Genomic DNA, 17,138 nt, shown 5'->3' on the forward strand with positions numbered 1-17,138 from the left:
CAAACATTCAGAGGGGGTCCTTTTTCAAAACGCTGAGACGCAGAGGATCGCAGAGAAGAACTGTCTTTTCCTCAGCGTCTTCTCTGCGGACTCTGCGAACTCTGCGTTTCAAAAAGGGATCTACAATCAAGGCTAATGCACATGGCGTTAGCGAGTGCGTCGAACGCGTAGAAACGAATCCTCGCCCAAGGTCTGTCGTTCCATAACGGTTAAGCTGGGTCCGGCGGCCACGGTCTGCAGTCCCAAGCCGCTGCAGGGCGCGGTGGCTTGGCTGCCACCAATAATCTTGGGAGCGATGTAGATGTGATACTGGTCGATCAAGTCCAGGTCGAACAAGTGTCCCAACAACTGTCCACCACCTTCGACTAAGACATTGGTGGCTTGATACTCCGCGACCAGAAACTTCAACAACTCAGTCAAGCGTTCAGCTGTGCTGGAAGAACTTTCTACTCGACAACCAGCCTCCCGCAGCGCCACCACTTTCTCAGGCAATGCATCGGCAGAAGTCCAAATCAATACAGGTACATCGTTGGCCGTACGCACCAGCTGGCTCTCAAGGGCTAGGGTCGCTTGAGAATCGATCACCACGCGCAGCGGTGTGCGTGGACCGGGGGGCCGGACTGTTAATAGTGGATCGTCGATTTGGGCAGTGCGTGAACCGACGATAATGGCGTCCATCCGGCCTCGTATCTGATGGGCATGCGCCCGACTCTCTGGGCCGGAGATCCAGCGACTGTCACCGGTGCGTGTGGCCATCTTGCCATCGAGCGACATGGCCCACTTGGCAATGACAAACGGCAACTGCGTAATGACTCGTTTGAGATAAGGGGCGAGCAACTCAGTTGCGGTGGATTGATCCGCACTGAAAACATCGACCATAATGCCAGCGGCGCGCAGTTGCGCAATCCCTTGTCCACTGACCTGCGCAAATGGATCCAGGGTCGCGCAGCACACGCGGGCGATGCCAGCTGCGATCAGCGCATCGGTGCAAGGTGGCGTCTTGCCATGATGGCAACACGGTTCCAAGTTTACATAAGCCGTGGCACCTCGAGCTCCACCACCACTCGCTTCGGGCAACACGGAGTTCAGCGCAACGCGTTCGGCATGAGGACCACCAAAACGACCGTGATAACCTTGACCAATGATTTTGCCATCGCGCACCAGCACGCAGCCGACCATCGGGTTGGGCTCGACGTGCCCTTCGCCTTGCACGGCCAGCTGGCAAGCCAGTTGCATGAATTGCATGTCTTCGAGACTGATCATGGAACCTCTTGATCGATCAAGAAGTGAGCAAAGAAGTCCACTATGACCGCGTTGGACTGAGCAGTGGGACCATGATCAGGACGATTGGTCATACCGATCCGATGTTCGACTCCCAATAGATTATTTACTGCAATCGAATGATTGAGGGCTGACCAGCGCGCGGGTGGATCTTCGCTGCCACCACTGACTAAAAATGGACGTGGACTGATTAAGGCGTGGATCTCGTGCAAGTCGTGATGCGAATCGCGCAAAGTTTTATAGGCACCCGTGGTAGGATTGTCGTCAGTCGGCAAACCACTCTGGCGCGTAACCTGCCTATCGCGACCGAGATACCATGGTTCAAAGTAGTTGATACTTGGTCGCGAGTCGTCAAACATGATTCCCGGATCGCTCGTGGCCACTGCCGCAAACTTGTCCCACAACGCACCGGCGAACATCGACCACTTGCCACCATAACTGTGGCCCACGATACCGATGCGGCGTGCATCGACTTCGGGCAGATGCGACAAGGCTTGCCAACAATTGGCCGCCACATAAGCATGAAAGGACAGAGGCTGGCATTCAGCTTGACCAATCTCTGGGCGATAAGCATCACCGCCAGGCGTACCAATGTTGAGAGTGACAAACCCGCGTTTGGCCAGTTGCCACCCAAAATCTCTATCCGGTCTGTCATCTTTTAAGCCGATGCTGGTCTCGGGTTCGTAGAACACGACCAACACAGCCGGCAGCGGTTGCTCGGACTTGGGCACCAGCAACCAACCTTCACCTGTCTGGTTAGGAGCAATCTCGAGCCGAACTCGCTTTTGAGTAACACCTTCGCGTATCGACTGTTCAAGCACCTCAAGTCTGGGCGACTCGATCACCGCCGGCCAAGGCCCCATGGTTTGATTCCAGAACTTCGAAATCTCCTGCCGCCGCTGCGGCCATTGCTGGGCCGTCGTCACCGGCGAGCCATCGTCCATCTTTAGCAACTCGCGATACGCTCCAAAGTCGCCAGCATAGGTTGGCGGAACTTGAAAGTGTGGCGCAATACGTCGCCAAGCCGTATCCTGCGCGGGTAAGGTCACGGGCAAAAATAAAAGGGCGAGCAGAAGGGCAAACAAAACAAGCAGACGAAAAAACATGGTGACTCCAGAGTCTCTGCGAGGGTAAGTGGAGAGTTTAGCAAATTTCATTTTCGATTTCTGAAATTTGCGGACGGAAATTTGCAAGCTGCAATTGCTGCCACCAGCTGAACTTGCTATGTCACAGTTGCTGGAATAGGCAAAAAGATTTTTCCGCAGGCACGGAGGCCTGAGTATGTTGACCGGAGCACGTTATTGGATTCTCGCTTTGACCTGGCTGGTATGCCTGCCGGCGCTGGCTGAGGAACCGATCGACCGGCTGATCGCGCAGCTGAATCAATCGATTCCCGGCGGGCGCATCGATGCGGCGCGGCAATTGGCCAGTCGCGGCCAGGCGGCCAGCGCAGCTACTGACACGCTCATCACAGCCTTAGGTGATACGCAAGCCGATATGCGCTTGGTCTCGGCATATGCACTTGGCTGCGTGCAGAACGATCCGATCCGAGTATTAACTGCCTTGGTGCCGGTGCTCGCCGATAAAGACGAACATGTGCGCTACTCTGCCCAATGGTCCGTAGCCCGAATCGCCGTGACCATTCCATCAGACATCGATGGCACCCAAGCGGCTGAACTGATGGCGATCTTGTCCAAAGCCATGAAAGAGATGCGCTCGCGCGAACATCAATCCCGACATTTGATCGCCGTCGAATTAACACATGGACGCATCGAACAATTGCTGCCACCTAAAGTGGTGACTGTCCAAGCTCCGAAACCCACCGGGCCCACTCCTGAACAACTGCAAGCCCAAGAGATGATCGAGAGCATGGTCCGGGCAACCGATGTGGTCGGACGTTATCAACTCGTGCGGCGACTAGCCAATTGGGACGCTTATCCCAATCAGTTGCGCGAGATGTTGATAGAAAAGGAAAGTCAACAATCCGATCCAAGCGTATTCTATTATGCGATCGAGCGTTGGGGTCGTCATGGTCAGGAGATGTTGGCCAAGTTAATTGCGGCTCGCATGGCCGTGGGACCTCTGCCACCGGAAGACGAGATTTTGTTCGTCGACCTGACTCCATGGGACATTGAAACTCAAAGGTCGTTGCTGAGCCTGGTGGTCGATGCGTCCCAGGCCAGTGAGGTACGCTGGGCCGCGGCCGGGGCGCTCGGCAAATGTCCGCGAGTGGATCGTGATGTTCTCGACCGATGTTTGGTCTTCATCGATGATGATTCGCAAGATGTGGCCCTGCGCGGTGCCTTGCTGGAAGCGGTGGCAGTTTTAGGAACTCAAGCGGCCGCTGGTGAAGAACGCTTGATTGGATTATTGGCCCGCAACCGCGACGAAGCCATGCGTGGAATCATCGCGCGCTCACTCGCCGCCATCGCTCCCACTTCCCACCGGGCCGTCCAGGCGATCCATGCCGAGATAAGCGTCACTGGCGAAGACAGTCCCCTATTTATCGATTTAGTAGATGCGGTCAGTCAGTTTGGTCCAGCCGCGATTTTGTGCCAAGATCATCTTCTGCGCGGCCTGCGTCATCAAGACTCCTTCACGCGGCTGAAGTGCGTAAACGCGTTAGCTCGCACTGGCTCCAGTTCACGCGAAGTCGCCAGGGTACTGGTCGACCACATCGCCAGCGTGGACGAAGAGATGCCGGTCAAGAACGCCATCGCGGCCGCCTTGAATAGCATGGACCCCGTCGGCCTGGAAGCACTGTCGTCACGCATTAACGCCGCCGTGGTCGCTGCCGATCAAACGGTGATGCACGATCTGTTTCATGCGCTGGCCGCGATGAACATGGACCAGCGGGCACCCAATCGCCAGCCAGCCATTGCCAAGATGATCGATCGCTTGGTGGGTGACTGCCTGACCGCGCTAAGCGAAGAGCGCAACAGCTTCAGCACCCGTGCCGCTGCGGCCACTGCGCTGGGCTCGCTTGGACGCAACGCTCATACGGCATCGCTGAAACTTATCGAACTATGCCGTGAGACCGCTCAGGAACAGTTGCGATCAGCTTGCTTGATCGCCCTGGCGCAGATCGATGCTGCGGCTGCCATGACGCAGTTGCCAGCGTTCGAAGACAGTGATTCGGTGTTACTGCAAGCCTCAGCTGCCTTCGCTCGACATCTGACGGGTGACTCGCGCAGTGGTTTTGCTGCACTCGTGGGCTTACTGAACGGTTCGGAAAGCGACGAGGTGATCGCCAGTACCATTAAAGACATGCGCGATGTGGCCCATCCGTGGCTTATTGAAGTTGCCGCTGACACGCAAGCCGATCATGCAGCGCGCTTGACTGCGTATCGCCTGGCGTGCGAAGTTGAAATACCGTCATGGGACAAGCTATTGCCGCTATTGGATGATGCTGAATTGGGTAATGAATTTGCGATCTGTGCCGAAGGGCCCGTGCAAACTTCGGAAGGCATGGAGAGCATACTGGAGCTGATTGAAAGCCAACGCTTGCGCCCGGCCGCTCAAGCACGTGCCGCTGGCTTGCTGTCACCAGAAGGTTTAGGTGCCGGCGAAGACGCTCAAGATTGGCAAGGATTGACTCTGCAACAACCCAGCGCAATGAAGAGTTTGGCGCGTGCGGCGGACACGGTGGCTGAATCGGCCGCTGAGGCGAGCCCACCGGCAGAAGCCGTCGTCCAGCCAACTGCCCCACAACCTCCGATGCCTATCCATAACGTCCCGGTCGCTCCGGTGGCTTCGCTGGACAAACCTCAAGTCGTGGATGTTTTCTACGGCACCAATCGTGGACGCGTGGCCGAAGACAATTCCAATAAGAAACTGGCAATCAACGTGTTGGCCACAGCCGGCGGTGGCATGCTGGCCATGCTGCTGTGCCTGATCGGATTTGTGCGCAGCGGCAATCGCATGTTCGCTCTGGTGGCCGTCGTCGCGATCGCAGTGGCTGCGCCGTTTGGTTATCAAGCGGCCGCACGTTATGCGAAGGAATCGATCCAGATTGCCGTCAACTATGACGGTTCTTATCGCGACCAGGTTGAACTAGGGGTCTGCCAGGTTTCGATTCCTCCAGGCCACAAACCTGGCGAACTGGAAGCTCCCAACATGTTCAAGCTCGAATTCAAACAAGAACTCGACAAACATGTCGTGCTGACCAATGTGCAACCGCTCGAGAAGGATCGGTTCTTTGATGCTCTACACGGTTCACTTCAGAGCAAGGGCAAACATCTGCTGGTCTTTGTCCATGGTTACAACGTGTCGTTTGAAGATGCTGCCAGGCGCACCGGGCAGATGGCCTTCGATCTGAAGTTCCCCGGCGCACCAGTGTTTTACAGTTGGCCATCGCAAGCCAATTGGTACGGCTATCCTACGGATAAAGAGAATATTGAACTGAGCGTGACGCAGATCAAAGAGTTCTTGGTCGACCTGGCCCAGCGCTCAGGCGCAGAGACTATCAACCTGGTTGCACACAGCATGGGCAATGTCGGATTGACACAGGCTTTAAAAGAGATCGAACAAACCACCGATGAACCGATGTTCAATCAAGTAGTGCTGGCTGCACCGGACATCGATGCTGATATCTTCAAGCAGCGCATCGCGCCTGCCATTCTGACCAAAGCCAAACATATCACGCTGTATACGTCGCAAACGGATCTGGCGTTGATTGCTTCACGCTATTTCAATCATGGCCAGCGCGTAGGTGATTCAGCCGGCGGAATTCTGCTGCTGCCGGGTATCGAAACGATTGATGCCACCTCAATCGATAGCAGTTTGATCGGCCATTCGTATTACGGCAGCAATGTGACAGTTCTGACCGATCTGGGCAGTGTGCTTAGTAACCAGCCTGCGAGCAGCCGGGCCTACTTGCAGGCGGTTCAAAGTGATCCGCTGTCCTACTGGACATTCGATGTGGCCAAGATATCGCAAGCGGGCACCACGATCACGCGCTGAGCCCGCCGTCAATCGACGAGCAAATTATTGACCAGTCGCAAACCTCGCACCGCACAGCGCACGCTCTCCTGAGCCATTTGCTTGGCATAGAACGACCGCACCTTACCACGCAAGAAGCAACGATTCCCTCGTTGCTCGACTTGAATGGTACGTAGTTCAGTCAGCGGGCTGTCGGCAAGGATTTGCCGAACTCGGGCAGTTACATCACGCATTCCGGCGTCAATCATGGTCCGGAACCTCCATGTACGCGTCTGGTTACAGACGACAGAAAACGAACTCATTTAGGTGGTCCGAGCGCCAACCTGAAATATGGCTTGCAGATCCGCGATGTCAAGAATCTTCCCATAAATTGGCGGATAATTGCGCAGGAACAACCGCCCATTTTAACATGCTCTGGGTTCTGTATCCCTCTCGTGCGGCAACAAGTTTCCGAGACACGCAAAATCGTTTGACTGCTAGCATTTCACGACCTAACGTCCGTTAGGCCGAAGATATAGTTTTTCAAACGGAACGAGTTTCATGGTTGAGCTACTCTGTACCATCACAGGCATTCTGGCTGGCGTGGCGATTGTGGCCGCGATTATCCAGGCCAGAGGGGATCGCACGCGTTGGCAGGCGCCGGAGTCTGAAAAGCCCAGCGACCTGGAACAGCCTGTTCAGATTCAAGGGATCGCAGACCAACTGCGCATCCTGACCTATCGCGTGGCGGCCGATGTGTCAGCCCACAGCGAGAAAGTCGAAGCGATCAATGACCGGTTGAACGAGCCCGAGGCGTCGCAGCCAGCACATATTCTTTCGGCTATCAATGAACTGGTTGCCGCCAATCAACAAATGCAAAGTCAATTGGCCGACGCGCGCAAACGCATCGCTCATCAATCCGATATGATTGAAGAGGCTTCGCAACAAGCCCGCACAGACGCCTTGACCGGTTTGGCTAACCGCCGGGCTTTGAACGAGTTTCTGCAGAGCTGCCTGGATGCGATCCAGCCAGAAGAGTGCGCCGGACTGTTGCTGTTGGATATCGATCACTTCAAGAGCTTCAACGACACGTATGGCCACACGACCGGCGATGCGGTACTTGCGGCTTTTGCCCGCAACATCAAGAAATTCTGCAACCAAGAGTGTTATCCCGCCCGTTATGGTGGCGAAGAGTTCGCCGTGATCCTCACCGGTCGCGATGGCAGTGCCCTGGCCGAACGGGCTTCGGAACTGCGCAAGTTTGTCAGCGGACAAACTATCGCCTGGGAAGATCTGCAACTGAAGATCACAGCTAGTGCAGGTCTTTGCATTTTGGCCAAGGGTGATACGTTGCAATCGGCCTACGATCGGGCTGACGAAGGTCTGTATCGCGCGAAGAAGGCTGGACGAAATCAAGGTTTTTGGCTGAATATCACGCACTGGCATCCATTCCCGCAGCAAGAGATTGCCGAGGACATACAAGACAAACCAGCCGATGCACAGTCGCTGATTCGTCAAGCTGCCCAAGATCGTCAAGCCAAAGAAGCTCAGCACAAAGGCAACTCAGACCGCGGCAGTAAAGGCAAGTCAGGCGCCGAGGACTTGAGTGAATTGGAAGGCGGTACTCTGTACCGCAAGGCCCTGGGCGATGTCCTGGACTTGCCAACCTTTATGACGCGGACCACTGTCTACTTCGATCAACTCCGCCGCGCAGAACTGCCCGCAACGGGCATGCTGATCGCGCCGACATGGTCGACCGAAATGGATTCTGCGCAAACCAAGGCCAGCTGGAACACCGCCCTTGGGCTGATTCAATCGCACTTGCGTGGCATCGATGTGGTGTGCGTATACCGCGCTAACACGGCTTGCGTATTCTTGCCAGGTTGCTCGCAAGAAGCTGCCGTCGAGCGAGCTTCACGCATGCAAGCTGCCCTGGAAAGCTGCCGCGATGAGTGGGTACCGACCGAACACTGTCCTGATCGTTTGGCGATCTCCATCGCTCAAGGGCTCACTGAAGAGACACCTATCGATTTCCTCGAACGCCTCGACGACGCCCTAAGCGAAGCACTCGAAGGCAGCCGCTTTGAGCTTGTCATCCACGACGGCCACGGCACTCAAATCGAAGGCACAGTCGTCGACGCATAGGGCTAGTGGTCAACTAAGCCGTAGGCGTTAGCCTCGGTTCTTTGGAGTGCGGTGCCATCTGGCACCGCTTTGATGTAAGCGAAGTCTCATGCCGCAGCCTGAGTCGCTCTTGACGCTTGCATCACCCGGTTACTTCAGGCTTCGGTACAGTTGGGTTATCACATCAAAGCTACGGCTGCGCCGCAGCACTCCAAGGCGTCCCCTTTGGAGTGCGGTGCCGCTGGCACCGCCTTGATGTAAGTAAAGTCTCATGCCGCAGCCTGAGTTACTCTGAACGCCTGGAGTCAGTTAGTTCGAGCAGGCTGCGGTAACGTTGGGTTAGGACATCAAAGCTACGGCTAACGCCGCAGCACTCCAAGGCGTCTATAGACGGGTCATTTGAGCTGAAGCGGCATTGACGATTTCGCTGACATCGATCTGCTTGCCGTCGGCCCAGAGCGATTCGAGGTCGTAGAAAGTCCGTGTTTCATCATCGAACAGATGCACGACGACCGAACCGAAATCCTGCACGATCCAGCGACTCTCGTCGTAGCCGGATTCACTCAGTCGATTTTCGCCCATTTCTTTACGCAAGATGCGATCGATTTCAGCGGCGACAGCGTGCAATTGTCGACGGCTCGAACCAGTGACGATTACGAAGAAGTCGAACATCGACGTCTGCTCGGTCAAGTCAATAACCATGATGTCCTGGCCACGATTCTCGGCCGCCGCTTTTACTGCAGCCAACGCCATGCGCAGAGAATAGGCCCGCTGTTCTTCACAAACAGGGGTAATCGTGCTCGAGACCAATTCTGCAATCGTCTCATCGGCCGATTTGCGTTTGCCGGACTTGGACGAGCCAGGTTTGGCCGAGCTGGGCTTCTCTACGCTTGGATTTACGTCGTTCTGCATGTGCTGGAGGTGGAGCCTCGCGATTCTTCGATTGATCGGGGGTTACAAGTCAATTGCTTGGGTTACCAGACCTTAGACATGGGAAAGTCCGGTTAGGTTCTACCCGCCAACTTCTGATTATAGCCTCAACCCAGAAATAGTGAACCCGTTCCGCTACAAGGCGTCGACCCGCATGGGGGGCCAACTTGCCCAGTCCAGAATTTACTGTTTGTTCTTCCCGGTCACGATATCACGGGTAACTTGTTTGATCTTGGACTGCCGGTCGGCCAAATCACGCAGCTGGCCTAGCATGTCTTCGGCTTGTGCCTGACCGATAACATCGTTGGGGTCTTTGAGTGCTTCCGACAGCGATTGCGTGCGGCGATTGATCCGCAACTGCATGGTCTTGATTAGCCGCATTTCGGCCAATTGGTCGACCAAAGGTTGTTCACCCGGTTGGCCCTGCTGTCCCTGCCCTGGTGCTTGACGCTGCTGCTTACGATCCTTTTTGTCCTTCTGAACCTCGGCCAGGGCATTGACCAGGTCCTCCAAGGCACTCACGATTTCCTGTTCGATATCGACAGTTTGTTTGCTAATATCGGCTTTGGCCAGTCGATCGGCTACCGATTGCATATCACCAATGATTTGCTCCAGGTTCTCCGGAAACGCGGCGCTGGTGCCTTCCTCGCGCAGCAGCAACAGCGCACGCTGCCCCTCGTTGAGAATCTTGCGTTGCTCGCCCGCCAGGCTGCCCGCGCGGATTTCCACTTGCCGATCTGTACCGCTACCGCCAATTTCTTGCAGGCGCCGCGTATCATCGAGCACCTTGTTCTCCAGCCGCAACATTAGTCGCAAGCGTTCCTCCAAAGCGGCCAATGAACGTTCGATTTCTTCTTCGCGCAGCTGACGCAAAATTTCTTCGAGCTGCTCGATCGCTTGCTGCAACTCTTGTTCAGCTTGACGCTGCTTCTCGACCGCTCCGTCGCGTTCTGCGTCTTCTAACTTCTCTTGGGCTTCCTGCATGCGTTTTTGCGCTTGCTTGATCTTCTGAGCGGCTCGCTCGGTTGCATTCTTGGGTTGAGGTTGCTGAGGCTGTCCCTGTTGACTTGGCTGTCCTTGCTGTCCCTCTTGCCCTTCGGATTGTGGTGAGTCTTGGGACTGAGAAGGCGATGATTGGTTGGGTTGAGATTGTTTATCCGAGCCAGGTTGCCCTTTCTCGTCAGACTTTTGACCATCTTTCCCAGGTTGATCGCCCTTGCCATCCTTGTTGGCGTCATCCTTTTTCGAATCGTTCTGGTCTGAACCTTCTTTGTCGGAACCTTCTTTGTCGGAACCTTCTTTGTCGGAACCTTCTTTGTCGGAACCTTCTTTGTCGGAACCTTCTTTGTCGGAGCCTTCTTTATCGGAGCCTTCTTTATCGGAGCCTTCTTTATCGGAGCCTTCTTTATCGGAACCTTCTTTGTCGGAGCCTTCTTTGTTCTTGTCGTTGGGCTGCTTACCAGATTCACCCTTGGAATCGGGCGATTCTTTGGCTTTGTCGCCTTCTGGAGACGAATCTGCTGGCTGGCCTTCTTTGGCATCGCCCGGCTGCTGACCTTCTTTAGTCGCGTCCTCCGGCTGCAACTCCTTGGCAATTTCGCCAGCTTTATCTGCCAGCTTCGATTGATCGCCAGCTGCTTTCTCGGTTTGTGTGCCGCCTTCAGTACGCCCGCGCAACGAGCTCTGCAGGCGCAGCAAACGATCTGCTTCTTCGATCCAACGTTTGACTTGATCGCGCTGCTGACGATCGCGCTCCGGTCGATTCTCGTATTGCAGTAGTTCCAATATCTTCTTCAAGCTATCGCGGCTGGCTTTTTGATCATCAACGGCTTGTCGATATTGTTTTTGCTCCAAACTCTTAGCTGCTTGCGAAAGCGAATTGGCCAGTTGCAGCTCTTGCGCCAGCTTGGCCGCCTGGGTAAGCAATTCTGCCCGAGTTGGATTGGTAGCTGCCTCGATCTCTGCACTCCGTAGCAGAACCGATTCAAGCCGTTTGAAACGCTGCGCAACTTGCGATTGATTTTCAGCCAGCGGATTGGCCCCGGGCTGATCGGTCGGTGGTTGATCGCCGCCTGCCAGCCCGTCGAGCTGAGCATGGCTAACGCTGGTCAGACCCGCGTTGGCCAAGGCCAACAGCAGCGCGCTGAACGTCAACTGCATTTTTAGAATCATGACGGTTTCCCGTTGAGTGTGTTGTATCGAATTCCATCGTAGCGGAAGCCGTCAAGGCTTTCGGCGGTTCACCCGGCTCTGCCCGAAATGCTTGACGCATTCCGCTACCAAGTTTTTTAGCGGAAGCCGTCAAGGCTTTCGGCGGTTCACCGGGCAAGTCGAAATGCTTGACGCATTCCGCTACCAAGCGTGCTGCCCGAAATGCTTGACGCATTCCGCTACGGGTTATCATTGCAACGATTTCAGGATGTCTTCTTTGCGTTTGGTCTCGGTGGCCTTGAGCAATTCCTCTTGGTCGTCGACCAACTTGCGAAATTCATCGACTAGTTCGTTGAAGGATTCCAGGTCGAGCATGTTCGCCACGATGCCATTGAGTGCCGTTAGCACGCGCTGGTTCTCTTCGACTGCCAAAGCCGCCTGCGCGGGTCCGCCGTTGGACATGGCCGCCGAAGTAAATTGGCTCAAGCGACTTCGCAACGCTTCCATTTCATTGGCCAACATGGCTTTGAGCGGTGCATGGACTTTCTCTTGCAAACGCACCTGGCGATCGCGACTGTCGATGCGATTGTTGATCAATTGCAGACGAATGTCGTCAACTAGACCAGCCAAACCAATGAGCTCTTGTTGTGACTTGTCGCCTTGAACAACGCTCTGCTGGGCGCGCAACAGCATCAATCGTCGCATCTGTTCAGGATCGCGATTGGTTGCCGGGGCATCATCGTCTTGATCAGGGTTGTCATCTTGGGCCGAGCTACTCCCGGGCGGTTGGCGTAGCGACACCAGTGACTGACTGGGCAACTTACTCATCGCAGCTCCAGGCATGGCAATCGCCGCTTGTTCTTGCAACACGTCTTTCAGTTGAGTCAATTCGTTGATGATCAGTTCGAGTCGCTGCCGCAATTCCAATTCCTGCCGATCGATCATGACAAGCAGTTTTTGTTCATCGACCACAGCCAACTGCAAGGGCTGGCCGTTGCCCATATGCTTGATGCCATTTAGATCAAAGCGATCGGTGGCCGATATCGCCAGGCCTAACGTCGAATTCGGTGCGGCTCGCAGTTTGCCTTGTTCACGCAGTTGCTGCAAATCGATGCGCGGCTCGAGTTTGCCTTCGCTATCGACCGTTACATCCAGTTCCACCGGCGGTTGCTCATTGACGACCACCGTCGCCCAAATGCGTTCCAACCCATTGTCATCGGTCGCTTTGCCCGACATCGGCAAGACGGCTTTGGGCGTGACTGCCGTTCCGATACCGACCAGCCGGGCTTCCACTTCGGGAACTTCGTCTTCCAACATGGCAATGGTATATCGAGGAATTTGATCGCTGGCCAATCCAAATTGATCGAGCAAACGGATCTCGAGCACTTGCGTACTCTGCAGTAAGCCCAGCGTTATTTCAAACTGGTTGCCTTGGGGCTCGACCGCTTGGACCAAGATTTCGCCGGTCGTGTTCGCGCCATCCGATTTCGCATCCGTCGAAGCACTCGAGGATGATCGCACGACGTATTGCACTGCCTTCAGTTCGCCGCTGGCCACACCCTTCAGCACCAGCGCAGTCCCTTCCGGAATGCGCAGACCCGATCGATACTCCAGTGATTCGCGCGGCGGCAAGTTGGGTTTGCTGGCCAGCAAGTAACTGGGATACGTAACATCTAACCTGATAGATGTGATCACAGCCGGATCCACCACATTCAATACATAATCATCCAAGCGAGCGTCACCGCCCACAATGTCGAATGTCAAATCGCTAGCCAGATCGACTAGCGGAGGACCATCGAGCATGAAGGTTTGCCAGCCGTCACTGGCTGCACCCATGCGCCGCATGTTGGCTCGACCTCGCGCGCCATCGGCCTGTTGATAGAACACAGTACACAGTTCGGGCACCAGTTGAGCGCCATTATCGGCTTTTGCATTCAAGGTGACGGCGCCACCCCGCGGCACACGCACTTGGTGGTCGATAAATGGTAATACCGCTCGATCGGCAGCCAATTGCCCGGTAAAGGCGGGTAGCTGGACCTGCACTCCATCAATCTCTAAACGCGCCATCCGCGGCCAGCGTTCATCGGACAACATAAACAATCGCTGAAACCACAAGTTCATCCAAGCCGGTTGGGCCACCAGCATGACTAGTGTCAGTAGGCCAAGGGCAGCAGTTGCCCAGCCTTGCCACCAAACCGGTCGCCAATTCAAGAGAGTGCCGGTATCGAGTTGGCTAGCATGCGAGGCGGCCGACTGATGGACGCGCTGGAGCATAGCGCGATAGGCAACTGGGTTGGAGACTTCTTCGGTTTGACGTTGCGATAAATCGACTACGGTAACTAGTTCGTTGTTCAGCTGCGGAAAGTGCCTCTCCAGCAGCACTGCAAGATTGCGATCGCTGAGCCGGGCAAAGTAGCGCCGGGCTAGTCGCCACACCAGTGCCCAGATCACTAGCCCGCCCATGGCGATTAGCAAGGCGGCTCTCAGGGCATAAGGCGTCTCGTTGGAGCCGAGTTTTACGGGCAAATAATCCAGCAGACCGCCAACCCAGAAGATGGCCAGGATGCAGATCGCGGCTACTAGCAATCCATCGACGAGCACTCGAAAGCGAATCTTCTGCCGCACTTGGGCCAGCACTTGCCGAATGCTGGCGGGGATTTCGAGCGGCTTATCTGCTGCCATGCTGGACTTACCTAATCGTGGAACCGAGACTCGTCAGAGCCGCAAACTGGTTAGTCGACGCGCCGCGTCGGCGGGACTCCTCCACAACTATTATGTCAGAAGTCGCCCAATTTCGCACGCCAGCGAGCGATTTTATGAACCTTCCGCTCGCGCCGAGGATCAATATAAATAGGGGGACAACCATAGAGGACTTGTGGAAAAGCCGCGAATGCGGAAAAATAGCCCCCGGCAAACCAAAGGTCCGGAGGGTATCCGAATGGTTAGGAACCTGATTCGAAATCAGGCGCTGGCTTGCCAGTTGCGGGTTCGAGTCCCGTGCCCTCCGCTGTAGTGGCTGATGCCACCCGAAACTGAAAGACGCCGAAGTCTGATTCCTGGTCGACTTGCGGCGTCTTTTTTTGTTCATGGTGTATCGTCAGCCTGGCATCTCTAAGGTCAAGCCGATCTCGAAATGACGCACAGTGATTGGGTGGTGTCGCAACGTCCCCTCTTGGCTCGGCCTGAGCCCAGTGACGAATTGCTAGGTTGGCAAGACGAATGGGAAGCCAGTCAACCCACTGGCCAACCAGTCGCGGTGCGTACGCTGTTCCTGCGTGGCAGCGAGTGCCGTTTCCACTGCACGATGTGCGACCTTTGGCAATACACACACACCGAGGCCACACGAGCCGGCAGTATCGCCAAACAAGTTCAACATGGTCTCGAACTACCAAGTGAAGTTGCGCCTGCAACGTTTGCTGGCGACCGCTGGCTTAAACTCTACAACGCCAGCAACTTTTTCGATACTCGCAACGTACCGCAGGCAGACCTAAGCGACATTGCCCAAGCGGCTCGCCAATTTCAGCGAGTTATCGTCGAGAACCATCCGCGGATCTTGCCTTGGGAAACGATCGAACGCTTTCGAGAACAACTGTTGCCAGCCCGATTGGAAGTGGCGATGGGACTGGAAACCGTTCATCCAGAATCATTGGCTGGGCTGAATAAACAAGTTACCCTCGAGCAATTCGCAGAAGCAACCAGCGGGCTAAGAGCCCGAGATATCGATGTGCGAGCCTTTGTGATCTTGGGATTGCCTGACATGCACCCAAGGGAGGCTATCAGGTGGTGCCAGCGTTCGATCGATTGGGCAATACAGCGTGGCGTGAGGCACGTGAGCGTCATCGCTATGCGCGACGGGCTCGGCGCGATGCAACAACTTCGGGCCGTTGGACGATTGGTCTCGCCAACTGCCCACTCGCTGGAACGCTTGTTAATGGATAATCTGGTGCGCGAGCAATGTGTGGTCAGTGTGGACCTTTGGGACTGGCAGCATCTGAGCGGCATCTGCTTACGATGCTCAGCCGCGCGACGCCAACGGTTGGAAGCCATGAATTTGCACCGCGCTCTCCTTCCTCCAATCTCTTGCGAAGTATGCGATGCCGACGACGAAGGACCTTGAAGCGATCGATATCTTAATTTGTGGTTCGGGGTGCGCGGGAAGCTTGCTGGCTTGGATTTTGGCTCGGCACGGCCAGCGAGTCGCGCTGGTCGATCGCGGTCAACATCCGCGTTTTGCGATCGGCGAGTCATCCACACCGTTGGCCGATTTTCTACTCGAGAAAATGGCGGACGAGTTTCAGTTGCCCGAGTTGCGGCCGCTGTCGCGCTGGGGTTCTTGGACTCGAACTTATCCTGAATTGCGAGCCGGAAAGAAACGTGGCTTCAGTTATTACGGACATCGACCAGGTCAAGAACACTGCGATGACCACCAGCATGCCCAATCGCTCCTGGTGGCCGCCAGTTCCGATGACGAGGTTAGCGATACACACTGGATGCGGGCCGATGTGGATCAGTGGCTGTGCCAACGCGCTGTCGCCAACGGTGCAGCTCTCTTCGAATCGGCTTCGATCGATTCGATAACTCACGATGGTGACCAGTGGCAGGTGAAGGTCAAGCAGCACGATGAATGGTTGAGCATGCGCGCAAACTGGTTGGTCGATGCCACTGGCGGCGGCGGGTTGGTGCCTCAGGCCAACGGCGTGCGACGTTTGGATGATCAACTGCTGACTCAAACTGGATCGCTGTTTGGCCATTTCACTGGCGTAGGCGCGATGCCCGCCTGGTTACGGCAACATAACGTGCCATGTAGTGATGATCCTTTCGACAGCGATGACGCCGCCCAGCATCAAGTTCTCCACGACGGTTGGATGTGGATGCTGCGATTCGATTGCGGCATTACTTCAGTAGGTATTACTCGTCCCACCAGTGCCTGGTCGCTGCCCAGCGCCATTGAAGGCGACCTGGACGCCGCGTGGAGCCAGCAGTTGTCACGCTATCCGACGCTCGTCGATTTAATGAGTGAGGCCAAGCTGGTTGGACCAAGTGAGCCTGGGACCAGTGCGGCACGCTTGGGATGGATGCCGCGCATCAGTCGCTTGTGGTCCGCAGCAGCCGGGGATCGCTGGCTCGCTTTGCCCAGCACCGTCGGGGTCATCGACCCGCTGCATAGTACTGGGATCGCGCATGCGCTCAGCGGCGTGCTAAGAGCGGCACATATCTTGTTACACAAAAATGATGCGGATGCCCGATCGTTACTGGCAGCTTATCGCGAGGATGTAGTCAGCGAAGTCCTGTGGATCGATCGCCTGGTATCGACCTGCTACGCTGGCTTGCCCGAGTTCGAGCTGTTTGCGGCTGCTTGCGTGTTTTACTTTATCGCCGCGCATACTTGCGAAGAAGAACTGCGCGACACCGGTCAATTGCGTCACGGATTTCTAGGATTCAAACGCACGCAGTGGCAAGAAATGGTCCTCGCCACCGCTACGGAACTGCGCAGCGGAACCGCTCATGAATCCATCATCGCTCGGCAGCAGTTTATCGATCGACTTCGCCAGCGCATCGAACCTTGGAACAAGATCGGCTTGCTCGATCCCGAGCTACGCAATCGCTTGAGTCGCTCGGCCACCAAGCAGGCCACCTCTCCCAGCTTCGCTGGGGGAGGTCGCAGACGAGGCGTTTAGCCGAGGTCTGCGGGAGGGGGCTCAGCGCTACGTTGGACTCACGCCTCACGGACT

General features: G+C 55.8%; 10 protein-coding genes and 1 tRNA gene. 5 read left to right on the plus strand and 6 right to left on the minus strand.

Annotation, left to right across the window (positions count from 1 at the left end; all coding sequences use genetic code 11):
* Positions 1–147 precede the first annotated feature (147 nt).
* Both ribD and SH573x_RS23725 read right to left on the minus strand, forming a co-directional pair.
* The gene (gene ribD / locus SH573x_RS23720) at positions 148–1,263 is read right to left on the minus strand and encodes a bifunctional diaminohydroxyphosphoribosylaminopyrimidine deaminase/5-amino-6-(5-phosphoribosylamino)uracil reductase RibD (RefSeq protein ID WP_479350386.1); all 1,116 of its coding nucleotides are present in this window, start codon (positions 1,261–1,263) and stop codon (positions 148–150) included.
* Entirely contained in the window at positions 1,260–2,387 is a 1,128-nt protein-coding gene (locus SH573x_RS23725) for a hypothetical protein (RefSeq protein ID WP_479350388.1), read from the minus strand. The genes ribD and SH573x_RS23725 overlap by 4 nt, the downstream gene beginning before the upstream one ends.
* Before the next feature lie 175 nt (positions 2,388–2,562).
* On the opposite strand from SH573x_RS23725, the gene SH573x_RS23730 reads away from it, so the two are divergent.
* Complete coding sequence (locus SH573x_RS23730) at positions 2,563–6,243, plus strand: alpha/beta hydrolase (RefSeq protein ID WP_479350390.1); 3,681 nt, start codon at positions 2,563–2,565, stop codon at positions 6,241–6,243.
* An 8-nt stretch (positions 6,244–6,251) separates the two neighbouring features.
* Here SH573x_RS23730 and SH573x_RS23735 read toward each other — a convergent pair whose 3' ends face one another.
* The gene (locus SH573x_RS23735; protein ID WP_479350392.1) at positions 6,252–6,470 is read right to left on the minus strand and encodes a BON domain-containing protein; all 219 of its coding nucleotides are present in this window, start codon (positions 6,468–6,470) and stop codon (positions 6,252–6,254) included.
* Between the two features lie 292 nt (positions 6,471–6,762).
* Between SH573x_RS23735 and SH573x_RS23740 the strand changes: the two genes are divergently transcribed.
* Positions 6,763–8,346: a diguanylate cyclase gene (locus SH573x_RS23740; protein ID WP_479350393.1), complete on the plus strand. Its 1,584-nt coding sequence runs from the start codon at positions 6,763–6,765 to the stop codon at positions 8,344–8,346.
* A 363-nt stretch (positions 8,347–8,709) separates the two neighbouring features.
* Here SH573x_RS23740 and rsfS read toward each other — a convergent pair whose 3' ends face one another.
* The 3 genes from rsfS to SH573x_RS23755 all read right to left on the minus strand — a co-directional run bounded on the left by rsfS (position 8,710) and on the right by SH573x_RS23755 (position 14,088).
* Positions 8,710–9,237 (minus strand): ribosome silencing factor, encoded by a 528-nt coding sequence (rsfS, locus tag SH573x_RS23745; RefSeq protein WP_479350394.1) that lies wholly within the window; start codon positions 9,235–9,237, stop codon positions 8,710–8,712.
* A 201-nt stretch (positions 9,238–9,438) separates the two neighbouring features.
* On the minus strand, positions 9,439–11,427 hold the full coding sequence (locus tag SH573x_RS23750; RefSeq protein ID WP_479350396.1) for a hypothetical protein: 1,989 nt from the start codon (positions 11,425–11,427) through the stop codon (positions 9,439–9,441).
* A 228-nt stretch (positions 11,428–11,655) separates the two neighbouring features.
* Positions 11,656–14,088, minus strand: a complete 2,433-nt coding sequence (locus tag SH573x_RS23755; protein ID WP_479350397.1) for a hypothetical protein — start codon at positions 14,086–14,088, stop codon at positions 11,656–11,658.
* A 243-nt stretch (positions 14,089–14,331) separates the two neighbouring features.
* On the opposite strand from SH573x_RS23755, the gene SH573x_RS23760 reads away from it, so the two are divergent.
* The 3 genes from SH573x_RS23760 to SH573x_RS23770 all read left to right on the plus strand — a co-directional run bounded on the left by SH573x_RS23760 (position 14,332) and on the right by SH573x_RS23770 (position 17,084).
* Positions 14,332–14,413, plus strand: a tRNA-Ser gene (locus SH573x_RS23760).
* A 126-nt stretch (positions 14,414–14,539) separates the two neighbouring features.
* Positions 14,540–15,523, plus strand: a complete 984-nt coding sequence (locus SH573x_RS23765) for a radical SAM protein (RefSeq protein ID WP_479350398.1) — start codon at positions 14,540–14,542, stop codon at positions 15,521–15,523.
* A complete protein-coding gene (locus tag SH573x_RS23770) occupies positions 15,501–17,084 on the plus strand; it encodes an NAD(P)/FAD-dependent oxidoreductase (RefSeq protein WP_479350399.1) in 1,584 nt (527 codons plus the stop codon). Before SH573x_RS23765 ends, SH573x_RS23770 begins: the two co-directional genes overlap by 23 nt.
* Positions 17,085–17,138 lie beyond the last annotated feature (54 nt).

The organism is Rania fehmarnensis, from assembly GCF_056494185.1.